The organism is Curtobacterium pomorum (assembly GCF_044497295.1).
Classification (GTDB): Bacteria; Actinomycetota; Actinomycetes; order Actinomycetales; family Microbacteriaceae; genus Curtobacterium.
Window position 1 is genome coordinate 174320 of record NZ_CP172409.1, and the last position, 25508, is coordinate 199827.

Annotated in this window: 30 protein-coding genes and 1 tRNA gene; 13 read left to right on the forward strand and 18 right to left on the reverse strand. The window is 68.5% G+C overall.

Annotation, left to right across the window (positions count from 1 at the left end; genetic code table 11):
• Positions 1–22 precede the first annotated feature (22 nt).
• From ACGH48_RS00855 to ACGH48_RS00865, 3 genes are all read left to right on the forward strand, one after another.
• Positions 23–226 (forward strand): hypothetical protein, encoded by a 204-nt coding sequence (locus ACGH48_RS00855; protein ID WP_111086942.1) that lies wholly within the window; start codon positions 23–25, stop codon positions 224–226.
• A gap of 132 nt (positions 227–358) precedes the next feature.
• Complete coding sequence (locus ACGH48_RS00860) at positions 359–490, forward strand: hypothetical protein (RefSeq protein ID WP_258373406.1); 132 nt, start codon at positions 359–361, stop codon at positions 488–490.
• A gap of 367 nt (positions 491–857) precedes the next feature.
• Entirely contained in the window at positions 858–1916 is a 1059-nt protein-coding gene (locus tag ACGH48_RS00865) for a sigma-70 family RNA polymerase sigma factor (protein WP_123311023.1), read from the forward strand.
• Positions 1917–2065: 149 nt separating this feature from the next.
• On the opposite strand, the gene ACGH48_RS00870 is transcribed toward ACGH48_RS00865, so the two are convergent.
• Positions 2066–2998, reverse strand: coding sequence for an NAD(+)/NADH kinase (locus ACGH48_RS00870; protein WP_123311021.1), 933 nt, complete (start codon positions 2996–2998; stop codon positions 2066–2068).
• Positions 2999–3068: 70 nt separating this feature from the next.
• Between ACGH48_RS00870 and ACGH48_RS00875 the strand changes: the two genes are divergently transcribed.
• Positions 3069–3545: a Clp protease N-terminal domain-containing protein gene (locus ACGH48_RS00875; protein ID WP_340197114.1), complete on the forward strand. Its 477-nt coding sequence runs from the start codon at positions 3069–3071 to the stop codon at positions 3543–3545.
• Between the two features lie 155 nt (positions 3546–3700).
• Positions 3701–6223, forward strand: coding sequence for an ATP-dependent Clp protease ATP-binding subunit (locus tag ACGH48_RS00880; protein ID WP_123311017.1), 2523 nt, complete (start codon positions 3701–3703; stop codon positions 6221–6223).
• A gap of 255 nt (positions 6224–6478) precedes the next feature.
• Here ACGH48_RS00880 and ACGH48_RS00885 read toward each other — a convergent pair whose 3' ends face one another.
• The 5 genes from ACGH48_RS00885 to ACGH48_RS00905 form a co-directional block, all read right to left on the reverse strand.
• On the reverse strand, positions 6479–7507 hold the full coding sequence (locus ACGH48_RS00885) for a hypothetical protein (RefSeq protein WP_396289832.1): 1029 nt from the start codon (positions 7505–7507) through the stop codon (positions 6479–6481).
• On the reverse strand, positions 7504–8454 hold the full coding sequence (locus tag ACGH48_RS00890) for a hypothetical protein (RefSeq protein ID WP_396289833.1): 951 nt from the start codon (positions 8452–8454) through the stop codon (positions 7504–7506). Before ACGH48_RS00890 ends, ACGH48_RS00885 begins: the two co-directional genes overlap by 4 nt.
• Positions 8451–8909, reverse strand: a complete 459-nt coding sequence (locus ACGH48_RS00895; protein ID WP_396289834.1) for a hypothetical protein — start codon at positions 8907–8909, stop codon at positions 8451–8453. The genes ACGH48_RS00890 and ACGH48_RS00895 overlap by 4 nt, the downstream gene beginning before the upstream one ends.
• Entirely contained in the window at positions 8906–9349 is a 444-nt protein-coding gene (locus ACGH48_RS00900) for a hypothetical protein (protein WP_123311009.1), read from the reverse strand. The genes ACGH48_RS00895 and ACGH48_RS00900 overlap by 4 nt, the downstream gene beginning before the upstream one ends.
• A gap of 212 nt (positions 9350–9561) precedes the next feature.
• Positions 9562–10014 carry an SRPBCC family protein gene (locus ACGH48_RS00905; RefSeq protein WP_123311007.1) on the reverse strand — a complete coding sequence of 151 codons (453 nt, stop codon included), beginning with the start codon at positions 10012–10014 and terminating at the stop codon, positions 9562–9564.
• Between the two features lie 122 nt (positions 10015–10136).
• On the opposite strand from ACGH48_RS00905, the gene ACGH48_RS00910 reads away from it, so the two are divergent.
• Positions 10137–10679 carry an amino-acid N-acetyltransferase gene (locus tag ACGH48_RS00910; protein WP_181437672.1) on the forward strand — a complete coding sequence of 181 codons (543 nt, stop codon included), beginning with the start codon at positions 10137–10139 and terminating at the stop codon, positions 10677–10679.
• A 64-nt stretch (positions 10680–10743) separates the two neighbouring features.
• Positions 10744–11400, forward strand: coding sequence for a hypothetical protein (locus ACGH48_RS00915; RefSeq protein WP_396289835.1), 657 nt, complete (start codon positions 10744–10746; stop codon positions 11398–11400).
• A 104-nt stretch (positions 11401–11504) separates the two neighbouring features.
• Here the strand turns inward: ACGH48_RS00915 and ACGH48_RS00920 are convergent, their stop codons facing one another.
• A complete protein-coding gene (locus ACGH48_RS00920) occupies positions 11505–11714 on the reverse strand; it encodes a cold-shock protein (protein ID WP_017887662.1) in 210 nt (69 codons plus the stop codon).
• Between the two features lie 281 nt (positions 11715–11995).
• On the opposite strand from ACGH48_RS00920, the gene ACGH48_RS00925 reads away from it, so the two are divergent.
• Positions 11996–12379: an SseB family protein gene (locus ACGH48_RS00925; RefSeq protein ID WP_123311003.1), complete on the forward strand. Its 384-nt coding sequence runs from the start codon at positions 11996–11998 to the stop codon at positions 12377–12379.
• Between the two features lie 4 nt (positions 12380–12383).
• On the opposite strand, the gene radA is transcribed toward ACGH48_RS00925, so the two are convergent.
• Together radA and ACGH48_RS00935 are read right to left on the reverse strand one after the other, a co-directional pair.
• Positions 12384–13745, reverse strand: coding sequence for a DNA repair protein RadA (radA, locus tag ACGH48_RS00930; protein ID WP_185021261.1), 1362 nt, complete (start codon positions 13743–13745; stop codon positions 12384–12386).
• A gap of 10 nt (positions 13746–13755) precedes the next feature.
• Entirely contained in the window at positions 13756–14721 is a 966-nt protein-coding gene (locus ACGH48_RS00935) for an SGNH/GDSL hydrolase family protein (RefSeq protein WP_185040703.1), read from the reverse strand.
• Between the two features lie 143 nt (positions 14722–14864).
• On the opposite strand from ACGH48_RS00935, the gene ACGH48_RS00940 reads away from it, so the two are divergent.
• Positions 14865–14954, forward strand: a tRNA-Ser gene (locus ACGH48_RS00940).
• A 290-nt stretch (positions 14955–15244) separates the two neighbouring features.
• Here the strand turns inward: ACGH48_RS00940 and ACGH48_RS00945 are convergent.
• The 4 genes from ACGH48_RS00945 to ACGH48_RS00960 form a co-directional block, all read right to left on the reverse strand.
• Positions 15245–15661, reverse strand: a complete 417-nt coding sequence (locus ACGH48_RS00945; RefSeq protein ID WP_396289836.1) for a hypothetical protein — start codon at positions 15659–15661, stop codon at positions 15245–15247.
• A 250-nt stretch (positions 15662–15911) separates the two neighbouring features.
• Positions 15912–16313, reverse strand: a complete 402-nt coding sequence (locus ACGH48_RS00950) for an Lsr2 family protein (protein WP_396289837.1) — start codon at positions 16311–16313, stop codon at positions 15912–15914.
• 67 nt (positions 16314–16380) lie between these two features.
• A complete protein-coding gene (locus ACGH48_RS00955) occupies positions 16381–17616 on the reverse strand; it encodes an MFS transporter (RefSeq protein WP_396289838.1) in 1236 nt (411 codons plus the stop codon).
• Positions 17617–17677: 61 nt separating this feature from the next.
• Positions 17678–18865 carry an MFS transporter gene (locus ACGH48_RS00960; RefSeq protein WP_396289839.1) on the reverse strand — a complete coding sequence of 396 codons (1188 nt, stop codon included), beginning with the start codon at positions 18863–18865 and terminating at the stop codon, positions 17678–17680.
• A gap of 90 nt (positions 18866–18955) precedes the next feature.
• Between ACGH48_RS00960 and ACGH48_RS00965 the strand changes: the two genes are divergently transcribed.
• Complete coding sequence (locus tag ACGH48_RS00965) at positions 18956–19846, forward strand: LysR family transcriptional regulator (RefSeq protein WP_396289840.1); 891 nt, start codon at positions 18956–18958, stop codon at positions 19844–19846.
• Here ACGH48_RS00965 and ACGH48_RS00970 read toward each other — a convergent pair.
• Together ACGH48_RS00970 and ACGH48_RS00975 are read right to left on the reverse strand one after the other, a co-directional pair.
• A complete protein-coding gene (locus tag ACGH48_RS00970) occupies positions 19843–20043 on the reverse strand; it encodes a hypothetical protein (protein ID WP_396289841.1) in 201 nt (66 codons plus the stop codon). The genes ACGH48_RS00965 and ACGH48_RS00970 overlap by 4 nt on opposite strands.
• Positions 20040–20246 (reverse strand): hypothetical protein, encoded by a 207-nt coding sequence (locus tag ACGH48_RS00975; RefSeq protein WP_396289842.1) that lies wholly within the window; start codon positions 20244–20246, stop codon positions 20040–20042. Before ACGH48_RS00975 ends, ACGH48_RS00970 begins: the two co-directional genes overlap by 4 nt.
• 211 nt (positions 20247–20457) lie before the next feature.
• Between ACGH48_RS00975 and ACGH48_RS00980 the strand changes: the two genes are divergently transcribed.
• Both ACGH48_RS00980 and ACGH48_RS00985 read left to right on the forward strand, forming a co-directional pair.
• Complete coding sequence (locus ACGH48_RS00980) at positions 20458–21078, forward strand: NAD(P)H-dependent oxidoreductase (RefSeq protein ID WP_396289843.1); 621 nt, start codon at positions 20458–20460, stop codon at positions 21076–21078.
• A 127-nt stretch (positions 21079–21205) separates the two neighbouring features.
• Entirely contained in the window at positions 21206–21811 is a 606-nt protein-coding gene (locus tag ACGH48_RS00985; RefSeq protein WP_396289845.1) for a flavin reductase family protein, read from the forward strand.
• Between the two features lie 72 nt (positions 21812–21883).
• Here the strand turns inward: ACGH48_RS00985 and ACGH48_RS00990 are convergent, their stop codons facing one another.
• Positions 21884–22405, reverse strand: coding sequence for a YbhB/YbcL family Raf kinase inhibitor-like protein (locus ACGH48_RS00990; protein WP_396289846.1), 522 nt, complete (start codon positions 22403–22405; stop codon positions 21884–21886).
• A gap of 144 nt (positions 22406–22549) precedes the next feature.
• Between ACGH48_RS00990 and ACGH48_RS00995 the strand changes: the two genes are divergently transcribed.
• The gene (locus ACGH48_RS00995) at positions 22550–23677 is read left to right on the forward strand and encodes a hypothetical protein (RefSeq protein WP_396289848.1); all 1128 of its coding nucleotides are present in this window, start codon (positions 22550–22552) and stop codon (positions 23675–23677) included.
• An 89-nt stretch (positions 23678–23766) separates the two neighbouring features.
• On the opposite strand, the gene ACGH48_RS01000 is transcribed toward ACGH48_RS00995, so the two are convergent.
• Both ACGH48_RS01000 and ACGH48_RS01005 read right to left on the reverse strand, forming a co-directional pair.
• Entirely contained in the window at positions 23767–24876 is a 1110-nt protein-coding gene (locus tag ACGH48_RS01000; RefSeq protein ID WP_396289849.1) for a helix-turn-helix domain-containing protein, read from the reverse strand.
• A 172-nt stretch (positions 24877–25048) separates the two neighbouring features.
• Positions 25049–25498 (reverse strand): lipocalin-like domain-containing protein, encoded by a 450-nt coding sequence (locus ACGH48_RS01005; protein ID WP_396289850.1) that lies wholly within the window; start codon positions 25496–25498, stop codon positions 25049–25051.
• Between the last annotated feature and the right edge of the window lie 10 nt (positions 25499–25508).

The window sequence follows — 25508 nt, forward strand, 5'->3', positions numbered from 1 at the left end:
CGGGGCGGGGTACGATGCTCCGGTGCCGCATGGAGTCGTGACCGGGATCATCTTCGCCCTGACGCCGACCATCGTCGTCGGCCTCATCTTCTGGTTCGTGATGCGCGCCATCATGCGGGCCGACCGCACCGAGCGTGCCGCCTACGCCAAGGTCGAGGCCGAGGAGCGCGCCCGCTTCGAGCGTGAGCACGGCGTCCCCGCGCCGGCACCGGCATCCGCCGAGTAGCTGCGCCGCCACGCCGCCGCACCCCTGCAGGCTGCTGACCCCGCCCTGGTCACCAGCCTGGACTCCTGTGCGCCCTCGATCGGTCACGCACCGTTCACCTCGCCGTCGCGCGCCCGGGTGAGCATCGTCCGCATGGCAACCACACACCCCTTCACGGGTCGCAGCCTCGTCGGCGACATCGAGAGCGAGTACGACGAGTTCGACCGAGACGCCGACCTCGAGGCGTCCAAGCGCCGGGACGGGTGGCTCGAACCCTCCTGGTGACCCCCACCCCTTCGGTTTTCGGGGTACGACCACCGGATCGCACTGATCCGGGCGGACGTACCCCTTTTGCATGTCCAGAAGGCGCGGTACGGCGGGGTACAGATTCGGAAACGCGTGAGAAACACCCTTGCAACGCCGGAAACATCACGTCACACCCTTGATCCGCCGCAGTTCGGGGGACCACACTGACGGCAGTGCTGTACCCCACGGGGGACGGTTTCGACCGCGAATCACGGAGAAGCCTGAGAATCATTCCGATCGGTTTGTGGGGTACACCTCCGGACCGCTTTACTCATCAACACCCCCAAGCACGACCCCCCAGCACCACCGCACGAAGCCATCACCGCCGAACGCAGGGAGCAACACCATGACGATCGCAACGGCTGCACCGAGCACCACCCGCCGCGCCACCACGAAGAAGGCAGCGGCATCCAAGACCCAGGGCGCCGAGTCCACGACCACCTCCCTCGACACCGAGGTCGAGGCCGACGAGCAGCTCGCCGGCGTCCGCGGTGCTTCGGTCGACCAGGTCGGCGACTACCTGCGCCACATCGGCCGCCTCTCGCTCCTCACCGCCGAGGAAGAAGCGCAGATCGCCCGCCGCATCGAGGTCGGCCTCTTCGCCGAGGAGAAGCTCGCGACCGAGAAGGGCCTCGCGAAGACCCTGCAGCGCGAACTGCGCTGGCTCGTCCGCGACGGTGAGCGCGCCAAGGAGCGCATGATCACCTCGAACCTCCGCCTGGTCGTGAGCATCGCCAAGCGCTACTCGCAGCGTGGCCTGCCGTTCATGGACGTCATCCAGGAGGGCAACCTCGGTCTCGTCCGCGCGGTCGAGAAGTTCGACTTCACGCAGGGCTACAAGTTCTCGACCTACGCCACCTGGTGGATCCGCCAGGCGATCTCGCGTGGTCTCGCCGACAAGGCCCGCACGATCCGCATCCCGGTCCACACCGTCGAGCTGATCAACAAGATCTCCCGCACCGAGCGCGACCTGACCGTGGACCTCGGCCGTGCGCCGATGCCCGACGAGGTTGCCGCCGAGCTGAGCATGACCGTCGAGGAGCTCGTCGACCTCAAGGGCCGCTCGCACGAGCCGGTGTCGATCCACACGGTCGTCGGTGACTCGGACGACAGCGAGCTCGGCGACTTCATCGAGGACGAGGACGCTGCGTCCCCGAACGAGCTCACCGAGACCACGCTCCTGCACCGCGACATCCGCTCGATCGTCGCCGAGCTGCCGAGCGAAGAGGCCAACGTGATCCGCATGCGCTACGGCCTCGACGACGACAAGCCGATGACGCTCGACGAGATCTCGAAGATCGTGCACACGACCCGCCAGGCCGTCAGCCGGGTGGAGTCGCGCGCCAAGCTGCGCCTGTTCGCCAAGGCGGTCTCGCAGGACATGCAGCTGTACCTGACCGACTGAGGTCAGCAGGCTTCGGCCGGCGTCCGCGTCGGCAGGGGAACCCGGGTCGTTCTGTGGGAAGGCGATCCGGTGGGGTGATGGGAAGGCCCGCTCGAGCACTGCTCGAGCGGGCCATTCGCCGTTCCGGGGGTGGGACGGTGCCGGGACCGCTACTGGTCGAGTTCGCGCCCGAGCTTCTGCCGCAGGTCGCTCGGGATCAGTTCGATGAGCTGGTCGGGCCGCACCGGCAGGTCGAGCAGGCTGAGCTTCACCCGGCCGGTGCGTCCGTGCCGCTCGGCGTCGAGCCGGACGACGCTGCCGGCGTCCTTGCGGAGCCGGACGTCGATCTGCGCCCCGGTGGCGACCTCGCCGACGACGAGCCCGTCGACCTCGAGTGCAGCGCTCCTGGTGCCCTCGGCGATGTCGAACCGGTAGCGCTCGCGGGCGGCGAGCACCACGGCGCGGTCGATCCCCGCCATCGGAGCGACCGGGGTCACGACGGAGCCGGACAGTGCGGGGGAGAGCACCGGGCCGCCCGCGGCGTAGTTGTACGCGGTGGAGCCCGCCGGGGTCGCGGCGACGATGGCGTCGGCGCGGTAGTACCCGTAGCCGAGGCCGCCGACGCTGAGGTCGGCCGACACCTGGCCGGAACCGGGGCGCCGCACGATGGTGAGGTCGTTGAAGGCCAGGTAGTCGGTGCGCGCGCCGCTCCAGGACAGGCGGGCCTCGAGTGCGTGGTGCGGCTCGAGCTGGTACTCGCCGGCGGACAGTCGGTCGAGCGCGGCTTCGAGCTCCGGCGGCTCGATCTCCACCAGGAACCCGACGTTGCCGTAGTTCACGCCGAGCACCGGCACCGGACGCTTCGCCACGAGTCGCATCGCGCCGAGCATGGTGCCGTCACCGCCGAGGGCGACGACGAGGTCGACCCGTTCGGTGAAGTCGTCGTCCTCGACTGCGGTGATGCCCCCACCGATGCGCTGTGCGTCGGCGCGGCGGGCGACGAGTTCGCCGAGCCCGGACGCGTTCCAGCGCTGCAGGGTCGTGACGGACTCCTGCACGTTCTTGGTCGGGTGGACGACGAGGCCGACGACGGGCTGATCCATGACCGGATGGTACCGAGCGGTGCTGAACCGAGGGGTGTGCAATTGTCATTGCATGCGATATTCTGAATACATGCAGATCGCTCAGCTGTCCGTCGCCCTGCCCACCGTCCGCCAGGGCCGCGAGATCGTGCTGCTCGCCGACCTCGAGTCCCACGAGACGGGCTTCGGCTTCGTCGACGCGGAGCACCTCCTGCTCGCCGCCGTCACGCTCTGCAGCGGGATGCCCCGCTTCCGCCCGGCCCTCGACGCACACGGGGTGAGCCCCGAGGCGGTCCGCGCCGAGATCAGCGTCTTCGTCGGTGCGCGGGCGTCGTGCCCCGACGAGCACGACCGGGTCGCCTGCACGCCGGCGGCGGCACGGGTCCTCGCCCGGGCCGCCGTCCTCGCCGGCCCCGCCGAGCGCGTCCGCCCGGTGCACGTCCTGCTCGCCGTCCTCGACGGGGTCGACGACCCCTTCATGGGGTCGGCGCACGACGTCCTCGACGCCCTGGGCGTCGAGCCGCGCCGCTTCCGGCGTGCCCTGCGCCGAGCAGCGCGTCGCGCCTGAGTTCGCTCACTGCGCACATCGCGCAGTGAGGTCACGCCCACGGCGAACAGGGGCAGCCCCCACGGGGAGCGCTGGTTACTCTCGGAGTACGTGACCGGACTCAGACGAGACCGGACCAGCTGTCGGCTCCGTCAGAAAGGGCCAAGGGAGAGCACATGTTCGAGAGATTCACCGACCGAGCCCGTCGGGTTGTCGTCCTCGCTCAAGAAGAAGCGAAGATGCTCAACCACAACTACATCGGCACCGAGCACATCCTCCTCGGCCTGATCCACGAGGGCGAGGGCGTTGCCGCCAAGGCGCTGGAGTCGCTCGGCATCTCGCTCGACGCCGTCCGCGAGCAGGTCCAGGACATCATCGGCCAGGGCCAGCAGCAGCCGACCGGGCACATCCCGTTCACGCCGCGTGCCAAGAAGGTGCTCGAGCTGTCCCTGCGCGAGGCGCTGCAGCTCGGCCACAACTACATCGGCACCGAGCACATCCTGCTCGGCCTGATCCGCGAGGGCGAGGGCGTCGCAGCCCAGGTCCTCGTGAAGCTCGGCGCGGACCTGAACCGGGTCCGCCAGCAGGTCATCCAGCTCCTGTCCGGCTACCAGGGCAAGGAAGCGGTCGCCGTCGGCGGCGAGCAGCAGCAGAACGGCCAGCAGCAGGGTTCGCAGGTCCTCGACCAGTTCGGTCGGAACCTCACCCAGGCCGCTCGTGACGGCAAGCTCGACCCCGTCATCGGGCGCGAGAAGGAGATGGAGCGGGTCATGCAGATCCTCTCCCGCCGCTCCAAGAACAACCCCGTCCTGATCGGTGAGCCCGGCGTCGGCAAGACCGCGGTCGTCGAGGGCCTCGCCCAGGCGATCGTCAAGGGCGACGTGCCCGAGACGCTCAAGGACAAGCAGCTCTACTCGCTCGACCTCGGGTCGCTCATCGCCGGGTCCCGCTACCGCGGTGACTTCGAGGAGCGCCTCAAGAAGGTCACGAAGGAGATCCGCACCCGCGGCGACATCATCGTCTTCATCGACGAGATCCACACGCTCGTCGGTGCCGGCGCTGCCGAGGGCGCGATCGACGCCGCCTCGATCCTCAAGCCCCTCCTCGCCCGCGGTGAGCTCCAGACGATCGGTGCCACCACGCTCGACGAGTACCGCAAGCACTTCGAGAAGGACGCCGCACTCGAGCGTCGCTTCCAGTCGGTGCAGGTCAACGAGCCGTCGCTGCCGCACACGATCAACATCCTCAAGGGCCTGCGCGACAAGTACGAGGCGTTCCACAAGGTGTCCATCACCGACGGTGCGATCGTCTCGGCCGCCAACCTGGCGGACCGCTACGTGCAGGACCGCTTCCTGCCGGACAAGGCCATCGACCTGATCGACGAGGCCGGCGCACGCCTGCGGCTGTCGATCCTGTCGGCGCCGCCGGAGCTCCGCGAGTTCGACGAGAAGATCTCGACGGTCCGCGGGCAGAAGGAAGCCGCCATCGAGGAGCAGGACTTCGAGAAGGCCGCCTCGCTGCGCGACGAGGAGAAGAAGCTCCTGGGTGAGCGTCTCCGCCTCGAGAAGCAGTGGCGTGCCGGCGACGTCGCCGCGTCCGGCACCGTCGACGAGGGCATCATCGCCGAGGTCCTGGCGCAGGCCACGGGCATCCCGGTGTTCAAGCTCACCGAGGAGGAGACCTCGCGTCTCGTCTTCATGGAGAAGGCGCTGCACCAGCGGGTCATCGGTCAGGAAGAGGCCATCTCGGCCCTGTCCAAGACGATCCGCCGCACCCGTGCCGGCCTCAAGGACCCGAACCGCCCCTCGGGCTCGTTCATCTTCGCCGGGCCCACGGGTGTCGGCAAGACCGAGCTCGCCAAGGCGCTCGCCGAGTTCCTGTTCGACGACGAGGGCGCACTGATCTCCCTCGACATGTCGGAGTTCGGTGAGAAGCACACCGTCTCGCGTCTGTTCGGTGCCCCTCCCGGGTTCGTCGGGTTCGAGGAGGGCGGCCAGCTCACCGAGAAGGTGCGCCGCAAGCCGTTCTCCGTGGTCCTGTTCGACGAGATCGAGAAGGCCCACCCGGACATCTTCAACTCGCTGCTGCAGGTGCTCGAGGAGGGCCGTCTCACCGACGGTCAGGGCCGCGTGGTCGACTTCAAGAACACCGTCATCATCATGACCACGAACCTCGGTTCGCAGGGCATCGCTGGTGGCCCGGTGGGCTTCCAGGTCGAGGGTGACTCGGCCGTCGGCTACGACCGCATGCGCGGCAAGGTCAACGAGGAGCTGAAGAAGCACTTCAAGCCCGAGTTCCTGAACCGTGTCGACGACACGATCGTGTTCCCGCAGCTGTCGCAGTCCGAACTGCTGCAGATCGTGGACCTGTTCGTGAAGCGCCTCGCCGACCGTCTGCTCGACCGCGACATGACGGTGGAGCTCACGCTCCCCGCCAAGGAGCAGCTCATCAAGGTCGGGTTCGACCCGTCCCTCGGTGCACGCCCGCTCCGTCGCGCGATGCAGCACGAGGTCGAGGACCAGCTGTCCGAGCACATCCTGCAGGGTGAGCTCAACGCCGGTGACCACGTGAAGGTCGACTTCGTCGACGGTGCGTTCCACTTCGAGACCGGGCGTCAGCCGGGCCGCGAAGAGGTCCTCGCCGGCGCAGCCGCGGTCGAGACCGCAGCGGACGCGCCCCAGGGCGAGATCGAGTCCTAGGACCTGACGGTCTGCACGACGGGAGGCCCGGTGCCAGCTGGCACCGGGCCTCCCGTCCGTCATCGGGTCGGTCCAGATCCCGGATCGCCGATGCGCGCGTCCCGCGTCCACGGACCCCCGTCCGGGGGTACGGTGGAACCAGCGCGCGAGACGTTCCCCCCAACTCCTCGCGCGTCGCACTCGATCGGTTCCCCCCAACGGATCGAGTCGCTGCCGGCCCCGGTCTGTTCGCAGACCGGGGCCGTTGCACGTCCGCTACGCGATGGCGGGCAACGTCTCGACGAAGCGGCGGACCGCGTCCTCCCAGCGCTCCTGGTCCTCGTTCCACTCGAGCGTGTGCGGTGCCGTGCGGAAGGCGACGGCGGTGGCGTGCGGGCGTGCGGTGATCGCGGCCACGTCGTCCGCTGCGACCAGTGCATCGGCCTCGGAGTGGACCACGAGCGTCGGCGTCGTCGCGTCCTGCCAGGCCGTGGTCGTGACCGGTGCCGACGCTCCCGCCAGGCGGGACAGCACCGGGGTCGTCGCGATGCGCGCAGCGACGGTGCCGACGAAGGCGGGCAGGCGTGCCCCACGGACCGCTCCGCGGAGTGCCGACGCGACGTCGAGCAGCGGCGAGACGGCCACGATCCCATCGACGTCGACCCGGCCGGCGGCGACCGAGCAGGCGAGGGCGCCGGCGGACCACCCCTGCAGCACCACGCGGCGGGCGCCTCGGGCGCGGGCGGCGCGGACCGCGGCGACGATGCGGTCTGCTGCCCCCGGGTCGAGCGACCGGAGCGGCAGGTCCGTGGTGTCGAGGACCTCGGACGTCGCGCCGAGGCCGCGCCAGACACCGACGCCGCGGAGGACCTGCCGCGGCCCGAGGGACTGGCCGTGCACGTGGACGACGTGGGTCGTGGCGGCCTCGGGCTCGGCGCCGGGGACGTCGGCCGGCCCGTCGTACCGCAGGGCGTCCCAGGCCCAGTCACCGGTCGCCACGGTGCCGGTGACGCGGCGGCGGATGGTGTCCCCGCTGGGCTCGGTCTCGGTGCTCGCGGCGACGAGGGCACCGACCTGGACGCGGGCGTCGTCGCGCTGCAGGTCGTACGTCCCCGGCAGGCGGGTGTCGCGCGTCGCGACGAGTTCGACCTCCGTCCCGGTGCTGCTCCGCACGGTGGCGGTCGCCGTGTAGGGGGCGGGGAAGAGCAGTCGTCGGGCGACGAAAGCGCCCAGTCCGAGCGTCCCGACGGTGCCGACTGCCGTTCCGAGTGCGGTTCCGAGTGCGGTCGTGCGTCCGGCTGTCATGAGAGCTCCCTGAGTCGTGCGGTGGTGAGGGTCGCCGCAGCCGGGACGTCCTGCCCGGCCTCGCGTGCGCGGTCCTCGATCTCGACGGCCAGTCGGTGCAACCGACTGCGCCACTGGCGACGCTGCCAGGCGATCGTGAAGTAGAGCCCGGTGTGCCCCGAGGCCGCCTCGAGCCGCCGGAGCTCAGGCTCCAAGCTGCGGAACCGGTGCCGGGTCTCCCGCCAGTCGCGGAACTCGCGTGCCGCGTCCGGCAGCACGCCCCCGGCGGCACCGACGGCGAGCAGCGCCATGGACAGCAGGAACACCGGGGCGTACACGGTGGACAGCGCCCGGACCGCGCCGTCGACACCGGCGACGTGGACGGCGTCGAGCGCGATCGCGATGACGGCGAGCAGGACCAGCCCGACGGCCCCGACGACGAACAGCCAGTACATCCGGCCGAGGCCGTCACCGCTCCGGAACCCGCGCAGGACGGCGGTGGCGGAACGGGCGATGACGACCGCGATGTACGTCATCTCGACCGCGGAGTACAGCGCGGTCGGCAGTTGGTCGCCGTAGACGGTCATGAACTGTGCCGTCGGGGTCGGCGCGTCGACCAGCGTGAAGAGCACGACGAGCGCGAGGAGCACGACCACGCAGGCGATGATCCGGCTCGCGCGCAGCAGCTTCGCGGAACGCGCAGCGGCCTCCACCGACTGCGCGAGCGCGAACATGCCGCACACCATGAGGCACCGTCCGACCAGGTCTGCGATGTTGGGCACGTGCGTGACGCCCGCGAGGAACGTGGTGACGTCCGGTTGGTTGATCGTCAGGCCGACGGCGACGAAGCCGCAGCACGCCATGAGCCAGGTGACGCTCGCCGACTGGGTCCGCACCAGCAGCAGCCGGACGACGAGCACCGTCAGGATGACCCACACCGGGATCGACCCCCAGACGTGCAGCGTCACCGGAAGATCCCGGGCTCGCGGTCGTCCGGGTCGAGCAGCCCGATCCGGAGCGCGAGCTCGTCGGCGACGAGTTCGACCGCCTGCTCGTGCGGGGTGTCCAGCGACCGTGTGAACGCCGTCCGGCCGGTGAGTAGCCCGGTGTAGGCCTGGTGGTCGCAGCCCGGGTCCGCCAGGAACACGTGGGCGAGTTCGTGGAGCACGCAAGCCACGCGGGAGCGCTCGGACAGGTCGGGACGGGTCTCGAGGAGTGCGTGGTCGGCGCGCTGGATGAACCGTGCGGAGAGGTCACCGGGCAGGTTGGCCGTCCGCAGCCGGATCGGCTTGCCGAGGGTCGACTCGGCGCGGGCGAGGAGGGCGGGCAGCGTCAGCCGCCGGGGGAGCCCGAGCCGCCGCACGCTCCGCCGGGCGACGGCCTGCCGGCGCCGGGCGCCGAACCGCTCGCGCACGCCGGTCACGGCGCGGACCCCGACTCGTCGAGCCGCCGGAGGTGCTCGGTGAAGTCCCGGATCTCGTCGGCCGAGGCGAACTCGCCGAGGCGTCGGGTCGCGAAGGCCACGACCTCGCGTTTGCGGAGCTCGAGGACGAGTTCGAGCTGCGCCTGCACCCGCTCGGGCACGTCGGTGTTGCCCGCCGCGTCGGTCAGGTACTCCGCCGGGACGCCGAAGTAGCCGGCGAGTGCTGCGAGCAGGCGCTGGTCACGGACGGCCGGGCCGTTGCCCCCGAGCATGTAGCCCCACCGCGGCCGGCTCATCGACGCACCCTGTGCCTCGATCTCGGCCGCGATCTCCTTGTAGGACGGTCGCTGCCCGGCATTCGCCTCGACGACGTCCATCAGCAACTGCAGCTTCCGGGAGAGTTCTCGCCGGTGTGCATCGTCGTCGTTGTACTCGATCATGTCTCCCCGCCCTGTACATCTGTCTCAGACATGATAAAACTGGACCAGCGCGACGGCCAGTGTGACCACTCTGCCAGGCTCGCGCCGGACCGGCAGGTCGGCATGTCGTGGGGGGATGCCGAACGAAACCGGTGCACGGACGAAACGGGAGGCCCGGTGCCAGCTGGCACCGGGCCTCCCGTCTGTCCGCCTGCGGACGTCTCAGGCCGTGATCACGCCTGCACGTCGCCGCGCCAGCCCGTGTCGGTCGGAGCGGACTCGACGCGCTCCTTGTAGTTCTGCAGGTCCTTCTTGATGGCGTGGCCACCGACGCCGACCGCTGCGCCGAGCTTCTCGAGGAAGCCGGACGGCTCCCAGTCGATCTGCGCGGTGACGCGCGTCTCGTTGTCGGACAGCTTGTGGAAGGTGACGACACCGGCGTGGTCGGTCTCGCCGTCCTTGACGGTCCAGGCCACCCGCTCGTCGGGGTGCTGCTCGGTGATGACGGCACGGAACTCGCGCTCCTGGCCGGCGACCTTCACGGTCCAGTCGGTGGTCTTGTCGTCGACCTGGACGATCTTCTCGACCTCGTCGAGGAAGTGCGGGAACTCCTCGAAGCGGGTCCACTGACCGTACGCTGCGGAGACGGGGACGTTGACGTCGACGGTTTCGATGATCTGGGGCATGGTGTGGACGGTAGGCGGCTCAGCCTGTGCACCGTCCAGCGGGGTGTCCCCCGGGAAGGTCCGCTGCCGCTCGTCCGGGCGCGGCGTTCGGTTGCGCTCCGGCGCGGTCTAGGGTTGTCGAGATGACAGAGCACGGGAAGCACGCGTTCGACGTCCGTGACGAGCACGGGATCCTCGTGCGACCGGCACTCGCCTCCGACGTCCCGCACATCCAGCGACTCATCGCCCCCTACGTCGACCGGCGCATCCTGCTCGGCAAGGAGAACGTCGCGCTCTACGGCTCGATCCAGCAGTTCCGGATCGCCGAAGGACCCGACGGGGTACCGATCGGCTGCGGCGCCCTCGCCGTCTTCTGGGACGACATCGCCGAGGTCCGCACGCTCGCCCTCGACGCCGACTGGATCCACAAGCGCGTCGGACACCGGATGCTCGAGGCGCTCGAGCACGACGCCCGGGAACTCGGCGTCGCACGGATCTTCTGCCTGACGTTCGAGGTCGACTTCTTCGCGAAGCACGGGTACCTCGAGATCGGCGAGCAGGTCGTCGAACCCGCCGTCTACGCCGAGCTCGTGCGGTCGTCGGACGAAGGGGTCGCGGAGTTCCTCGACCTCGCCCGGGTCAAGCCGAACACCCTCGGCAACACCCGCATGCTGAAGATCCTCTGACGCTTTCTCGCGGCACCCGGCGGGGGTCCCGCACCGGGCATCCGGGGTTGTCTACCCTGTGCGCATGTCGTCGTTGCGTCACCCCGTCGGGCCCGAGAAGCCGGTCGTGTACTGGCGCCGTCGTGCAGCCGTGCTCGGAGCGCTCGTGATCATCGTCGTGGTGGTCGTGCTCATCGTCGTCGGACGGGGGAGCGCGTCGACCCCGACGGCAGCACCGACGTCCTCGCCGTCCGCCTCGGCCGGTGGTGCGTCGTCCGCTGACCCGTCCCGCTCGGCGTCGGCACCGGCCTCCACCGCTGCCGCTGCCGCTCCCGACGGGTCGACGTGCAGCAAGGACCAGGTCGTCCTGACACCCGTGCTCGACAAGGAGGCCTACGGCCCCACCGAGGACCCGAAGATCGCGATGTCGATCAAGAACACCGGCACCAACTCGTGCCACCTCGACCTCGGGTCAGCGCAGCAGGTGCTGACCATCAGCTCGGGCGAGGAGCAGTACTGGTCGTCGAAGGACTGCCAGACCGGCGGCACGAACCAGGACGTCACGATCAAGTCCGGCCAGACCCTGACCACGCCCGCGATCGCCTGGGACCGGACCCGGTCGTCCACCACGACGTGCGATGCGTCCCGCCCGGCGGTCTCGGCCGACGGGGCCAGCTACCACCTGCAGGTCGCGGTCGGGAACCTGAAGTCGAAGACCTCGGTGCAGTTCATCCTGCAGTAGCTCTGGCGCCGCGCGGGCTGGCGGTCTCGGGGCGCGGGCGTCGCTGGGAACAGCAAACGGCCCCGCCGTCCAGAGGACGACGGGGCCGTTCGAAGCTGATGTGATCAGCCGAGGACGGTGATGTTCTCCGCCTGCGGGCCCTTGCGGCCCTCGGTGATGTCGAACTCCACCTTCTGGTTCTCCTCCAGCGACTTGTAGCCGTTGCCGGCGATCGCGGAGAAGTGCGCGAAGACGTCAGCGCTTCCGTCGTCCGGGGCGATGAAGCCGAAGCCCTTTTCGTTGTTGAACCACTTGACGGTACCGGTAGATGCCATGATGGCGTTTCCTTAGCTTTCTTGCGTTCCGCCATGGTGCGATCGCACCTGCGGAGCCCCGACGTACGTCGACGGGGGTGATGCGCCACGCGGGCAGGTGCCGGCGGGACGGGTTCGGGGTCAGGCCTGATGGCCAGTGACCCTGGTAGTCCGAGTTGAGGGGCAAACCACCTCGCCCGAACGTTGAGCGCCGCCGAAGCGGTTCCATCAGGCTAGCGTGCTCAGAGCCGACTGGCTACCCGTGCGTCACTGAACGACGAAAATCTGGTGGAATTGATCAGATGGCAGACAAGGAACAGCGCTTCCGGAGCGAACAGCTCGAGGAAGCCCTCGCGAAGCAGGACGTCGCTGCGGTGGCGTTCGCGCTGCGCAACGACATCGTGATCGTCCCCCGGCTCGTGACCGGCAAGAAGGACATGCAGGTGCGGGTGTTCGGGCGCGAAGGCTCCGAGAAGCGCATCCTGCTGCTGTTCTCGTCGGCTGACGCCTACACGGCGATGGTGCCGGACGAGAAGATCCGACAGGTCATGGTCTACGACGGGCCTCGGCTCGAGGAGTTCCTGAGCGCCCACCTCGACATGCTCGAGGGCGTGTTCTTCGACATCGCCGGGCCGAACACCATGCAGGCGACGCCCGAGGACCTGTTGGCCGCATTGCGCGCTTAGGCGATCAGAACGCGCGGTCGAGTTCGCGCTCGCGGGCGGACTGCGTCATGGAGAACGCCACGCGGAGTGCTTCGCGCAGATGCCCGGAGTCGGCGCCGAGGACCGTCGTGAAGCCGAGTCGGCTCGCCTCGTTCACGCGCTGCTTGGTCCCCGTGGCCGGACGGATCTCGCCCGCCAGGCTGATCTCGCCCACGGCGGCGAGCGTGTGCGGGTACGGACGGTCCCGCGCCGCGCTCGCCAGCGCCAGGGCGATCGCCAGGTCGGCGCCGGGCTCGGTCAGCTTCATGCCGCCCACCGTGGAGACGTAGACGTCGGCGTCGGAGAGCTTGAGACCGGCTCGGCGTTCGAGCACCGCGAGCAGCATCGCCACGCGTGACGCATCGACGCCGTTCACGACCCGGCGGGGCTGAGGTGCCGAGCTCGGGACGATGAGCGCCTGGACCTCGACCGGGAGTGCCCGGCGCCCCTCCAGCGCCACGGTCACGCACGTGCCGGACACCGGGGTCGCGTTCTTGGACATGAAGAGGCCGCTGGGGTCCGGGACCTCGTGGATGCCGTCGCCGCCCATGTCGAAGCACCCGACCTCGTCCGTGGGGCCGAAGCGGTTCTTCAGCGCCCGGACGAAGCGGAGCGCGGTCTGCCGGTCGCCCTCGAAGTGGCAGACGACGTCGACCAGGTGCTCGAGCAGGCGCGGCCCGGCGATCGTGCCGTCCTTCGTGACGTGGCCGACGATCAGGACGGGGAGGGCGCGGTCCTTCGCGATGCGGATCAGGGTCGAGGCGACCTCGCGCACCTGCGACGTGCCGCCAGCGATGCCGTCGATCGAGCTGGACGAGATGGTCTGGACGGAGTCGGCGATGAGCAGGTCTGGCTTGACCTGGTCGATCTGGCCGATGATGACGCCGAGGTCGACCTCGCTCGCCAGGTAGAGGTCGTCGTGCATCGCCCCGGTGCGCTCGGCGCGGAGCCGGACCTGGTCGACGGACTCTTCGGCACTGACGTAGAGGACGCGCTTGCCGGAAGCGGCCGCCCGTGAAGCGACCTCGAGCAGGAGCGTGGACTTGCCGACGCCGGGTTCGCCGGACAGCAGGACCGCGGCACCGGGCACCACCCCGCCGCCGAGCACCCGGTCGAACTCGCCGATGCCGGTCTGCCACCGCTGCACAGTGGTGCCGCGGGCTTCGGTGATGGGGCGGGCCGCGCGGGCCCCGGTGACGGCGACGGCCGCCGTGCCCCGGGTGCTCGCCGAGACCGCCGAGGAGTCCTCGACCGTGCCCCAGGTCTGGCACTCGCCGCACCGGCCGACCCACTTGACACTGGTCCAGCCGCACTCGGTGCATCGGTAGAGGGACTGCGGGCGCGCCATGTCGTCGAGGCTAGGCCGTGCCGCCGACATCACCGGAGCGGTGCACCGGCTCGTCGGGCAGGGCGATCGAACCCGTCATCCGGTTGCGGATCCGTTCGACGGGACTCGGTCGGTTGGCGTGGTCGAGTGCCTCGGCGCCGTCGGTGTCCTGCTCGGCTCGGGCGTTCGCGACGGCGCCGGCCTCGCGCCCGAGGTTCTCCGCCTCGCGCGCGGACAGGTAGTGCCGGATCGCCGCCACGGTGTCGACCCGGGCGTCCACCGCGGGCTCGAACGCGCTCGCCCAGACCTCGTACCCCCGGTCGTTCGGGTGGAACAGGTCGCCGTAGCTGTTGAAGAACGTGCGGCGGACCCCCACCCGCTTCGTGATGGTGTGCAGCGGCGCCACCGTGAGCCCGAACTCGGCGGCCACCCGGTGCACGATCTCGTTCGCCACCGCCACCTTGCGCTCACGGTCCGGCACGAACATGCACGGCAGCTCGGCAACCACGGCATGCGACGGCACCGCGCCGTAGATCGCCCGGATGTTGCGTTCGAACTTGTCCGGATCGAAGTCGGCGATGTCGTTCGCCCCGATCGACACCGTGCAGATGTCGGGCGTGTACTGCCGGAGCTTCGGCAACTGGTCGCGCTTGGCACCCCACGTCGTCGAGCCCGAGACGCTCAGGTTCACGACCCGCACCGACTCGTGGGAACGATGCCGGATGCGCCGAGCCAACAGGCCCACGTACCCGCGCGACGGGACCGTCGCGCCGACGCCCTGCGCCGCCGAGTCACCGATCGCCACGTACAGGAGCTGCCCCTCGTGCTGCTGTCGCTCGTGCCACCAGTCCGCATGGATCGGCAACATGTCGACCACCCGTTGCGCAGCCGCCCGTTGGCCCTTGACGCCGGCCCGGGCCCCGACGGCAGCAGCGCCGAGGACACCGGCCCCACCGAGGACGGACGTCAGGAGTGCGATGAGCGTGCGGGTCTTCATGTCGTGGACGGTACGCCCGCAGGCCGAGTCGACGACGTGGGCGGCCTGTGGGTGGGGGAAGAGCCCTGGGGGCGACCGCCTGTGGAGGGCAGGCCGATGTCGGGTGGCGTGACGGGCCTCCCGGATCGTGTAAACTCTTTCTCGGTACCGTGTCCGAGCGGCCGAAGGATCATGTCTCGAAAACATGTGTGGGGGCAACTCCACCGTGGGTTCAAATCCCACCGGTACCGCCACTGGGTCAATTGCAAGTCTGGTCTCCAGCGTTTGCAGGTCTGGCCCAACAGAACAGCCCCCGGCTTCGGCTGGGGGCTGTTCTGGTTTTCGGACGCCGCTGTGGGCCGCGTCTCGGCGCTCGCCGCAGGATCTGCGCACGCGCGGGCTCGACTCGGCGTCTCTGCGAGCCGTTTTCGAGCGCGCCGAAGCACCCCGGGCGCTCGGCCGCTGTTTGAAGGCGCGACGGAGCGTCGGGGTGTGCGGGTGGTCGTGTCTGGTTCTGCCGGCGTTGACGGTGCGGGTCGGCCCGCTACGCGGGCACTGGCGGTAGCTCTAATGGTTCCCAGGGCACGAGCTTCCGGGGCGGCGGGTTCCGCATGTAGCGGGTTTCGCCGTTGCGGTCGCGGGCACGTTTGAGGTAGTCGTCGGGCTGCTTCCGCGGTTGGGGTGCGCGGCCGGCGGCGGCTCGTCGTTCCAGTTCGTATTCGTCGTGTTCGAACTGGATGATGCGTCGCATGTTCGATGCGACGGCGAAGAGGGCGAGCGCGAACTGCTGTGCGGCGAGGCCGTGCATGGGTCGGCTCATTGTGTTTTCGAGGTTGTGGTCCTTTTGCAGCAGGTCGTTGGAGGACTCGCTGCTGTTCCGGTCGGCCCGGTATGTGTCGAACCATTCCTGGCTGCCGTAGCGGAGCTTCTGCCGCTGTTGCACGTGTGTGGTTGGCTTCACGGATACCGACTTCTGGCAGCAGACCTTGTAGTTCTTCTGCCGGTCGGTGATGTTCTCCTCGTAGATGCGAACACGGTCCGCTTCTTCTACGGGGACGGCGTTCTTCTGCAGCTCGCGGAGCGGGCAGGACGCTGTTGGGGACGGCCCGGACGCCGGGCAGCTGAGGCGAAGGGTGCCGTTGGCTTTCTGCTCGTGGAGGATGAGTTCGTACTTCTCGTGGCAAGCCCCGGGGAAAGCGTAGCGGCGTCGGTCAGTTCGCCGCGGCGTATGCGTCGCGGACCTGCTGGCTGATGCGGCCCCGGGCGGCCACTTCGTGTCCGTTCGCGGCAGCCCATTCGCGGATCTTCGCCAGCTCGTCGGGGTTGCTGCGCCCCTTCGCCGCCGGGGACGCGGACGCCGTGCGGGTGCTGCGACCGGAGACCTTGCGGGCTGCGGCAATGTAGTCGGAGAACGCTTCACGGAGCTTGTCGGCGTTGTCGTCGGTAAGGTCGATCTCGTAGTTGCTGCCGTCGAAGCCGAACTGAATAGTGCGTCCGTTGCCGGCTTCGATGACGTCGCCGGAAAGGTCGTCGACGAGGTGGGCGGTCACTTTCTGTGCCATGTGCTGCTCCATATCGTGGGGGATTCCTTCCAGCGTGGCATACAGCAGCAAGTTGTTCCCTGTTTTCACCGGGTGCCGCTCGTCGCTCTCCCCGACTGGTGGCTGGCGTCCGGCGTGACTATCTGGCGCTGCGGTGGCCGTATCGGAAGAGCCGGGGGAGTTGCAGTGCGGCGCCGGCGAGCCCGGCGATGACGACGAAGATGCCGTACCCGTTGACGGTGGGCAGCAGCCCGAACGCGTCGATGAAGAGTCCGGCGATGATCGCGGGGATACCGAACGCGAGGTAGTTGACGACGTAGAGGCCTGAGAACAGTTCGCCGCGTTCGTGGGCTTTCGCGAGCGGGGCGAGGATGCCGACGCCGCCGAGGTACCCCATGCCGAACCCCGCGCCGGCGAGGAGGGTTCCGATGGCGATGACGACGAAGGAGCGGGTGTTCATCCCGAGAAGGACGATTGGCATGCCGACTGCGATGAGAACCGAGCCGTAGGCCGCGTTGACGCGGGCCGGGAGGTTCCGTGCGAAGAACGACGCAAGTGCTCCGAAGCCGGAGACGCCGGCGATGTAGAACCCTTCGACGGCGCCGCTTGTGACACCGAGTACTTCGCGGAGTACTTCGGCGACGACGGCGAGGTAGAACCCGCCGACGATCCATACCGCGGCGGAGACAGGGATCTCGCGGATGAACTCGGCGCGGGCTGCGGCTGGGATCGCCACACGGGGGACGAGGCTTCGTCCTGCTCCGGGTCGGGGTGTCACGGATTCGGGGCTGAGGGCGACGGCGCCGAGGCTGACGAGGAAGAGGATGTCGAAGACGATGAAGACGACGACGATGGGGTGTCCGCCTTCGGTGGCGAGGCCGGCGAAGATGGCGCCGACGGCGAGACCGGATAGCGGAGCGACGCTGCTCAGTAGTGGGGCGAGCGTCTTCCGGTGCGGGGGTGCGAAGTCGGTGATCGCGGCGGACAGAGCGCCGGTGGCTGCGCCGGTGGCGATGCCTTGCACGATGCGGGCGAGGATGACGATGCCGATGTTCCCGGCGGTGAGGAACAACGTCATCGCGACGCATTCGAGTAGCAGCGCTCCGAGGAGGACGGGGCGTCGTCCGATGTGGTCGGAGAGCCGTCCGAAGGACAGCAGCGCTCCGAGCAACGCGATGGCGTAGATGGCGAACGCGAGGGTCAGCATCCAGACGGGGAAGTCCCATTCGGCGCGGTACACGAGGAACAGCGGTGATGGGGCTGCTGCGGCTGCGAAGAACGCCCAGAGGATGCCGGCCATCACCCAGACCGCGGCGGTGCGGGGGAGCCGTACTTGCTTCGCCTTGGTCGGAGCGGTTTCGGTGTGTGTCGCCATGGTGCAATCCTTCGAAAGTGGTGCCGGTGCCGAACAGCGTCGAATTACTCGGCAGCGGACTTCAGTGGCTGGTTCGTCGTTCCCAGAGGACTGCGAAGAGCACTGATGAGGCTGCGACGATGACGCCGGCGATAGCTGCTTGCAGGAACACGGGGCCGTACCCGGTCGCGGTTTCGGTGGCGGTGACGGCGGTGGCGAGGGAACTGCCGACGAACACGGCGGAGACGAACAGGGACACGGTCGTCGCTCGCGAAGCGGGGGTGAGTTCGGTGGCGAGGCCCTGCAGGGTGGAGTGAAGGAACGAGTTCGACAGTCCGACCAAGACCGCGGCGACCGTCAGCGCGACGAGCGTTTGCGACCCGGCCGCCACCGCGTAGGCGACGATGAGAGTGATGCTCCCCACGGCGATCGGGATCCACCGCGCCCACCGGTGTGCGACACGTTTCGATGTTGCAGCACCGACGATGATGCCGACACCGTAGGCGGAGCCGAGGAGCCCCGCGAGTTGCACGCTGACGCCGTCCCGTTCGAGTGCGGGCACGATGTAGGTGAGGATGCCGAGCAGCACCGCCCCCTCGAGAACGCCGACGACGTACAGGGCGACCGGCCACCGTCCGAAGCTGTCCCGGAGCCGCCGTTCGACGGTGCTGCGTGCCGCGTCTCGGACGCTCCGGGCGAGGAAGAACAGCACGAGCGCGGCGACACCGGCGACCGCGAAGATCGCCCGCCAGCCGACCGCGACTCCAATGATGCCCGCGAGGAGCGTTGCTGCCGTGGTGCCGAGCGCCGTGAACGTCTGCAGGTCGGAGATCTGCCGGCTGCGAGCTGGACCGGTGAACACGTCGCCGACGATGGTGAGGACAGTGGGGAACAACGCGCCGACGAACAGCCCGGTGGCGGCACGCGCGATGAGCAGCCAGAAGAACGTCGGCGCGATGACGCTGACGGCGCTGCCGGCGACCATCCCGCCGAGGGCGACCAGCAAGACGCGGCGGCGCCCGATCCTGTCGCTGAGTGCGCCCCAGAACGGCTGCCCGACGGCGTAGAAGAGGGCGTACACGGTGACCAGCTGCACCGCTGCACCCATTCCGACGTGCAGGTCACGACTGGCGAGCAGGAGCAGCGGCGCGGTGGCGAACCGGTCGAAGAAGGACAGAAATCCAACGATGCGCAGCACGCCGGCTTGCCCGTGCTGCTGGCCGGCAGCGGATGTGCGTCGTCGCGTGTGGGAAAGGGCTTGCGATGTCATGAGTGTCTCCTCGTCGGTCAGGTCAAGGTTGCCGCCGACAGGGATATAGGTGAAGACCGTTTCGTCTTCTGCCTGCTATAGGCGTCGCTTATGCTCAACGTTGTGGAGATGCGGGCGTTGGAGTGTTTCGTGGCGGTGGCCGACGAGGGGTCGTTCAGTCGCGCCGCCGTCCGGATGGGAGTGAGCCAGCCGTCAGTGAGTCAGCAGGTTCGGGCTCTGGAAACGCAGGTGGCTGGTCCGCTGTTCGAGCGCGGCAGCCGTGGGGTGACGCTCACCGCAACCGGGGCGGCTTTGCTGCCAACCGCACGGAAGGCGCTGGCGGCGATGAACGAGTTCGAGATGGCAGCGTCGGAACGGGGCGGCCAGCTCAGCGGGCGGATCAACCTCGGCGTCATCGACGGCTTGGAGGAGACGGTCCTGCCGGCTGCGCTGACGACGCTTCGCCGCCGCCACCCACTGTTGGAACTGCGCATGATCGACGGGACGAGCGGGAAACTGCTGGACCAGTTGGTGGCCGGTGAACTGGATGCGGTCGTCGTTGCGGAACCGCCGCGGGCGCTGCCGGACTTCTTCGGCACCCATCCGTTCCTGGAGGAGGAGCTTGTCATCGTCGACTACACGACGCCGACCGCTGGCAGCGTCGAGCCGGTGCGTCTACGCGACGTGGCGGAGCGGATCACAGTGTCGTATCCGCCAGAGAGCGGCGTCCGAACCCTGATCGACGACGCTGCACGCCGGGAACGCGCTGACCTGCGGTTCCCGTATACGACAAGCGACCCGGCGCTGCATATCGCGTTGGCGAAAGCTGGTCTCGGGGCGGCGTTGACGGTCGGTTCCGCGGAGACACTCGCTGCGGTTCCGCCGCAGTATCGGTCGCCGTTGATACCACCGATCTTGCTGCGGAAGGTGCTGGTGTGGATGCAGCAGCCGCGACCTGGCCGTGCGGTGGAAGAGCTGATCGCGGCAGTCCGCGGCGACTAGTTGAGCTCGGTTGAGACCGAGGGGAACCCGTTTGACGCGGTGAAAAAGTCCGCGTAGGTCGGCTCCGCGGGAAGCATGCGGACCTCGGCGAGGATGGACAGGTCTCGCGGGGAACGGAGCCCGTGCTTCCACCACTGCTCGTCCTGCGCGTGCAGCCGGCGGGCAAGCCGACGGTTCAGCGCGTCGCTGCTGATCACTGCGCCTGCCCGGCCGTCATCGGTACGTGCTGCTCATCGCCGGTGGGCGAGAACACGAGGACCAGGCGCGGCTCCGAGGCGTCCAGTGTGCTGCGACGGTTGCGACGGCTCGCAACGACCAGGCACACGATTGCGGTCACTTCCATGAGGAGGATGACGGCGAGGAGGATCCCCGTCACGCCGATGGATGCGGTGGTGAACATGCTTGCTCCTTCGAATTGTCGGATGGTGTGCAGTAAGCATCGAAGGCGCCCGGCCCTGCGTCTTCCGTCGAATGTTGGGGCTTGCATCGACTCCCGTCGGGGCTCGCCGAATCGGGTCATCTGACTGGCAGTTCTACCTGCCGTGCATGTCACGGTCGAAGTGCCGACACATCGTGCCGGTGCCACGTCCCGTTCACGTCAGGAGCTCGCCATGTCCGAACCGTCTCGGCGAACCTTGGTCCTGGTCGCACACCCGGCGTTGCCGTTGTCGAAGCCCGACCGTGCGCTCGTTGACGTCGCAGAGACGATTGATGACGTGACCGTTCGCGACCTCTACAGCCGGTACCAGTCGCATCCGATCAACGTGCCCGCGGAGCGTGCTCTTGCCGCAGCCGCCGACGACATCGTGGTGCACTTCCCGGTGTTGCACCACCACGAACCTCCGCTGCTGCAGCAGTGGATGCAGCGGGTGTTCGACCCCGCTTGGTACATGGCGTCCGGGGCTGACGTGTTGTACTCCGGGACGGGTCTGCGGGTGACCACCGTCGTTGAGGACAGCGGCTCGTCACCGGCGGTGCGCAGGCTGCAACGGTGGCGAGTGGAAGAGCAGAGCCTGTTCCTGAAGCAGTGGGCGCATCGCCTCGGCATGCTATGGCGAGCGCCAGTCGTACTTCCGGTACCTCCGCACGCGGGCGATGTGGAACTCGAATCACTGCAGCAGACCTACCGGTACGTCTTGACGGCCGCGGACGACGCCGCAGGTGATCCGGCTCGCCGACAAGGCCGCTCACTCCGACCGGTTGAGCGGACCGTGTTCGACGCCACGAGGTAACAGCTGCGCCCCGGTACGTTGGACGCTGCTTCCGCGCCCCTGAGCGTTCGCCGCTTCCGCAGATTCACCTACCTCGATTGGTCGTCCGATGCCGTCTGACAGGTCCAGCGACCAGCCTGGTTTCTACGTGTACGAACCCGCCGCGGGGCACGGGCTTCCGCACGACCCGTTCAACGCCATCGTCGGCCCGCGCCCCATCGGATGGGTGGGTACCGAAGACAAGCAAGGGCGCCGGAACCTCGCGCCGTATAGCTTCTTCAACGCCTTCAACTACGTGCCGCCGATTGTCGGGTTCGCGAGTATCGGTGAGAAGGACAGCGTCAGCAACGCACGCGCGACGGGGGCGTTCACGTGGAACCTCGCCACACGGCCCCTCGCCGAGGCGATGAACGCCAGCTCAGTTGCGGCGCCGCACGGTGTCGACGAGTTCGAGCTGGCGGGCCTTGCCACCGCTCCGTCGCGGATGATCGGGCCGCCTCGAGTGGCGGCGAGCCCGGTGTCCTTCGAATGCCGGGTGTCGCAGATCATCCGCTTGCAGGGCGCTGACGGTGAACCGGTGGATTCGTCGTTGGTGCTCGGTGAGGTCGTCGTCGTCCACATCGACGAACGGCTGCTCATCGATGGCGTGTACGACACTGCGGCGGCGGACCCGATCCTGCGTGGAGGTGGTCCGGCTGACTACTTCCGCATCACCGCGCAGGAACGGTTCCAGATGCGGCGTCCACCGCAGTAGCGGACCGGCAACGACGAAGGAGGTGGGAACGCTGTCTGCATTCCCACCTCCTTCGTCGTCTGCGGCTGAGGGTCAGGCCGTCTCCTGGATACCGACCATCTGCGCACGTCCGATGATGTGCGGACGGAGGCGGAGACCGACGATGGCGGGGGACGCGTCGGCGGGGACGTCGAGCTTGTCGATGTCGAGGGCGCTGAGTGTGTAGAAGTACCGGTGCGGTCCGTGACCGGGAGGCGGCGCCATGCCGAGGAACACGTCCGTGCCGTATTCGTTGCGGTGCCGGGTCGCGTCGGCGGGCAGGAGGGCGTCGTCGGTGCCGGCGCCTCGGGCGATGCTCGTCGCGGTCCCGGGGATGTTCGTCAGCGTCCAGTGCCAGAATCCGGAACCGCTCGGTGCGTCGGGGTCGAAGACGGTCAGCACGAAACTCTTCGTCCCGGCGGGGGCATCAGACCAGGTCAGCTCGGGGGAGCGGTTTTCACCGCCAGCAGCGGCACCACGAACCCAGTCGGGCAGTTTGCTGCCACTGGTGAAGTCGGGGCTTGCCAGCGTGAACGAGGGAACGTCGGGCAGCTTCCAATTCGGGTCATTCGTCATGCCATCAGCCAAGCCGCGCGGACGCGTCGGCACATCCGCTGGATGTCGTGCGCTGGGACGACAAACGTCGAGGCTGAACGGCGGTCGCGCTGTCGTTAGGCTGCGACTGCGCTCCGGGCGGAGCGTTGAACGGAGGGGCCTGCCGTGGCGTCGAGCGAACTGGAACCGGTCGAGGTCATCGCGCTCGAGATGGCGCTTGCCGACCTCCATTACGTGTCCACTGCCCTGGTCGGACGTGCCGGCGACGTCATCGCGGCCGAGATCGCGTTGGTGCAGTACGGGGCGATGGCCGCCTACGAAGCTCAGCTGCACTTCAACACGACGCTCGGTTGGACCATCGACCCGGGGTGGGACGCCGCGACTGCGAAGGCTGCGCGGATGAGCGGGAAGTTCTTCGCCGACACCAAGCGGAATCTGGACGGCGTTGTCGCGCACTTCGAGGATCTCCTCGCAGCCAACCACGGCGCGTTCTACCCGCCTGACCGACGCGGGAAGCTCTTCGATTTCCTCCGAGACGACCTGTCAGTGGTCACGGTGGACGCTCGGCCGTACACATCGCTGCTCAGCGCGCACTATCTGACCGGTCTTGCTCCTACTCAGACCGCGACGCTCGGGGAAGCGGGCCCCGTCGTGCGGAAGCTGGCGTTCGGTATTGGGCAAGTCGCCGCAACGTTGCTGGATGGAGCAGAGATTCCCGCGCATCCTCCGACGGTCCCGCCAGCCTTCGAATGGTGGGACACGAAGAGCGGCAAGGCGCTTCCTCGCCTGTTTGCGGGACAGCTGCAGCCGGCGCTCGGGGCCGCACTCATGACGGTGCACAGCGTGCTCATGTCAGCGGCACACAGCGAGGACCGAATCGGTTGTGCGTGGTGCCGCACTGCGGCGAAGAAGCACCGGTTCGTCGCGCTGTTCCAGACCTTGACCGCGCTGAAGATCCTGCAGGCGGACGCCCCGGATAGCGTTCCTCCGAAAGTCACGGAACTCCTGGACGAAGCGGACTCACAGTGGGTTCTCGCCCAGCGGCGTCTGCGGAACGGGCTCGTCCACCTCGGGATGCAGGACGTTCGCGAGAAGATCCGGGCAGGCGACGACGCAGCAGCAGCTTTCGCCGCGTACACCGGTGGCAGTCCCAATGTCGATGCCCGGGTCATTACTCACACGGCTCGTGTCTTGGACGTGCTCACCGATTGGATGCTGACTCCGCCTCAGGGCGGAAAGACGTTCGAGTCTGCCCTTCGGCGCTACAACCCCACCCAAGGGGGCGGGTTCTAGCCCCTAGGTACTGTTCGGCAGGGCCCCGCGAGCGATGGCGGACGAGTAGAGCTCGCTCCTTCTGACAGCGGCGCGCACCCCTCCTGCGATTACGTGGACGCCGCCCACAGCCGGTCGAGTTTCAGCGCGAGGTGGAGGGTGCTGCGTTGCATCCCATCGGCGAGAGCGTCCTTGACGACCGGGGGGAGATTGTCGAGGCGGTAGTACAGCGTGGTGCGGTGAATGTGGAGCCGGTCGCAGGTCTCCCGAACTTGGCCGGCGTTGTCGAGGTACGTCTCGACGGTTTCGCGGTGTCCCTCTCCTGCGGCGCAGAGCGCTGCCGCGGCGGGTGAGGCGACGGAGAGGAGGTCGCGTTGGGCGGACACTGCATGGAGCAGTGCCCAGCCGCCGAGGCGGTCCGCGCGGGTGTTGCCGGCGAGCTCGGGGACAGCGACGTTGATCTCCGCAGCGCTTTCTGCTGCGTGCGCTGCTCGTGCGAGGTCCTCGTCCTCGGTATGAACTGTTGCAGATCCGATCCCGGCGAGTGGTAGCCCCGCTTCGGTGGCAGCCGTTCGAACGAGCGTGTCGAGGTCGATGTCGTCGTGTGTGCTGCGGGAGAGGAGGAAGACGACGTTGCCGCGTTCGCGGAGGACGTCGACGTTGGCGGGGAGCCGTCGGCAGATTTGTTGGAGGCTGAGCTGGCGGCTGAGGGTGCCGGATTGGTCGTCGAAGAGGAGCGCGTGGACGGCGATCGGACCGGCTGCCGTGACCCATCTGCGAGCTCGTGCCCGGTGTAGGGCGGCTCGTCGTTCCGCGGGGTCGTAGCTGAGCAGCAGGCGGAAGCCGACTTCGCGGATGTCGGCCTGTTCTCCTGTGATGCCAGTGGCGGCGGCGAGCACCGCTGCGGCGAGTTCCAGGAGCGTGTGTTCGTGTGATTGCAGCGCACGGCCGTTGTCCGCGAGGAGGACGAACCCGCTGCGGATTCCGTGCGCGCTCAGCGGGAGCTCAGTCCAACCGTCAGGACCTGCTGACAGACCAGTCGAACCGCTGCCTGCCCACTCGTGGAGCAATTCCGGGAGGGCGGGCCGTGCTGCGTTGAAGAGCGTCGGGTGGTCGGCAGCCTCGTAGGAGATGCCAACGATCTCCCGGCCGATCGTGGCGACCGCGACGGACCTGGCGAGTTCGTGGGCGAGCTGATCGGCGAGTGCTTGCGGGTCCATGTTGTGCCTCCGTGCGTCGGGCTGGGCTTCACGGTAAGCCGCTGCACACCGGCACTGCGTGGCCCTTCTTTGCCTACCTGGGCATGCGTCAGCTGTCACGTGTGGACGCCGAACAGCCCACCGTTCCGCTGGAACGGTGGGCTATCGCGGTGATGGCGGGGTGACTGGTTGTTCAGGCCGCGGCGACCCGCTTCCACAGCAGTTCCACCTTGAACTGGCGGCCGTCAGGGGCGACGCGAGGCGTGCCCGCTTCGTGGAGAAGGCCGTCTTCGATGCGGACGTGGCGGGTCTGCTGACCGTCCTGCCAGTCGGTGAAGAGGGAGGTGACGATGTGATGCGTCATCGTGCCGGTGGCCTCGTCGAGGGTGAACGGGCCGGCGTAGGCGATGAAGCGGTGTGCCATGGCGGCGAGCTGGCTGTCGGATGCTCGCTGCGGGTCGGTGGCGCCGCTGCGGGGTCGGGCTGCGTCACCGAGGGTGGCGGAGACGGATCCGTCGGCGGTGTAGATGATGTAGCCGCTGGCGTCGGGGCCGAACTCGGCGACTTGTTCGCCGTCGTCGAAGGTTTGGGTGGCGCTGACGAGGGTCCACGCGCCGATGAGGTCGTTGACAGTGATGGCCATGGGAGGTCCT

Bases quoted from the DNA above. Each gene is read 5' to 3' on its own strand.
- ACGH48_RS00915 (WP_396289835.1), top strand. From the start codon at position 10,744: ATGTCGTCGTTGCGTCACCCCGTCGGGCCCGAGAAGCCGGTCGTGTAC.
- ACGH48_RS00900 (WP_123311009.1), bottom strand. From the start codon at position 9,349: ATGATCGAGTACAACGACGACGATGCACACCGGCGAGAACTCTCCCGG.
- ACGH48_RS00880 (WP_123311017.1), top strand. From the start codon at position 3,701: ATGTTCGAGAGATTCACCGACCGAGCCCGTCGGGTTGTCGTCCTCGCT.
- ACGH48_RS00965 (WP_396289840.1), top strand. From the start codon at position 18,956: ATGCTCAACGTTGTGGAGATGCGGGCGTTGGAGTGTTTCGTGGCGGTG.
- ACGH48_RS00920 (WP_017887662.1), bottom strand. From the start codon at position 11,714: ATGGCATCTACCGGTACCGTCAAGTGGTTCAACAACGAAAAGGGCTTC.
- ACGH48_RS00875 (WP_340197114.1), top strand. From the start codon at position 3,069: ATGCAGATCGCTCAGCTGTCCGTCGCCCTGCCCACCGTCCGCCAGGGC.
- ACGH48_RS00885 (WP_396289832.1), bottom strand. From the start codon at position 7,507: ATGACAGCCGGACGCACGACCGCACTCGGAACCGCACTCGGAACGGCA.
- ACGH48_RS00960 (WP_396289839.1), bottom strand. From the start codon at position 18,865: ATGACATCGCAAGCCCTTTCCCACACGCGACGACGCACATCCGCTGCC.
- ACGH48_RS00980 (WP_396289843.1), top strand. From the start codon at position 20,458: ATGTCCGAACCGTCTCGGCGAACCTTGGTCCTGGTCGCACACCCGGCG.
- ACGH48_RS00955 (WP_396289838.1), bottom strand. From the start codon at position 17,616: ATGGCGACACACACCGAAACCGCTCCGACCAAGGCGAAGCAAGTACGG.
- ACGH48_RS00925 (WP_123311003.1), top strand. From the start codon at position 11,996: ATGGCAGACAAGGAACAGCGCTTCCGGAGCGAACAGCTCGAGGAAGCC.
- ACGH48_RS01000 (WP_396289849.1), bottom strand. From the start codon at position 24,876: ATGGACCCGCAAGCACTCGCCGATCAGCTCGCCCACGAACTCGCCAGG.
- ACGH48_RS01005 (WP_396289850.1), bottom strand. From the start codon at position 25,498: ATGGCCATCACTGTCAACGACCTCATCGGCGCGTGGACCCTCGTCAGC.
- ACGH48_RS00975 (WP_396289842.1), bottom strand. From the start codon at position 20,246: ATGTTCACCACCGCATCCATCGGCGTGACGGGGATCCTCCTCGCCGTC.
- ACGH48_RS00905 (WP_123311007.1), bottom strand. From the start codon at position 10,014: ATGCCCCAGATCATCGAAACCGTCGACGTCAACGTCCCCGTCTCCGCA.
- ACGH48_RS00910 (WP_181437672.1), top strand. From the start codon at position 10,137: ATGACAGAGCACGGGAAGCACGCGTTCGACGTCCGTGACGAGCACGGG.
- ACGH48_RS00865 (WP_123311023.1), top strand. From the start codon at position 858: ATGACGATCGCAACGGCTGCACCGAGCACCACCCGCCGCGCCACCACG.
- radA (WP_185021261.1), bottom strand. From the start codon at position 13,745: ATGGCGCGCCCGCAGTCCCTCTACCGATGCACCGAGTGCGGCTGGACC.
- ACGH48_RS00860 (WP_258373406.1), top strand. From the start codon at position 359: ATGGCAACCACACACCCCTTCACGGGTCGCAGCCTCGTCGGCGACATC.
- ACGH48_RS00935 (WP_185040703.1), bottom strand. From the start codon at position 14,721: ATGAAGACCCGCACGCTCATCGCACTCCTGACGTCCGTCCTCGGTGGG.
- ACGH48_RS00990 (WP_396289846.1), bottom strand. From the start codon at position 22,405: ATGACGAATGACCCGAATTGGAAGCTGCCCGACGTTCCCTCGTTCACG.
- ACGH48_RS00870 (WP_123311021.1), bottom strand. From the start codon at position 2,998: ATGGATCAGCCCGTCGTCGGCCTCGTCGTCCACCCGACCAAGAACGTG.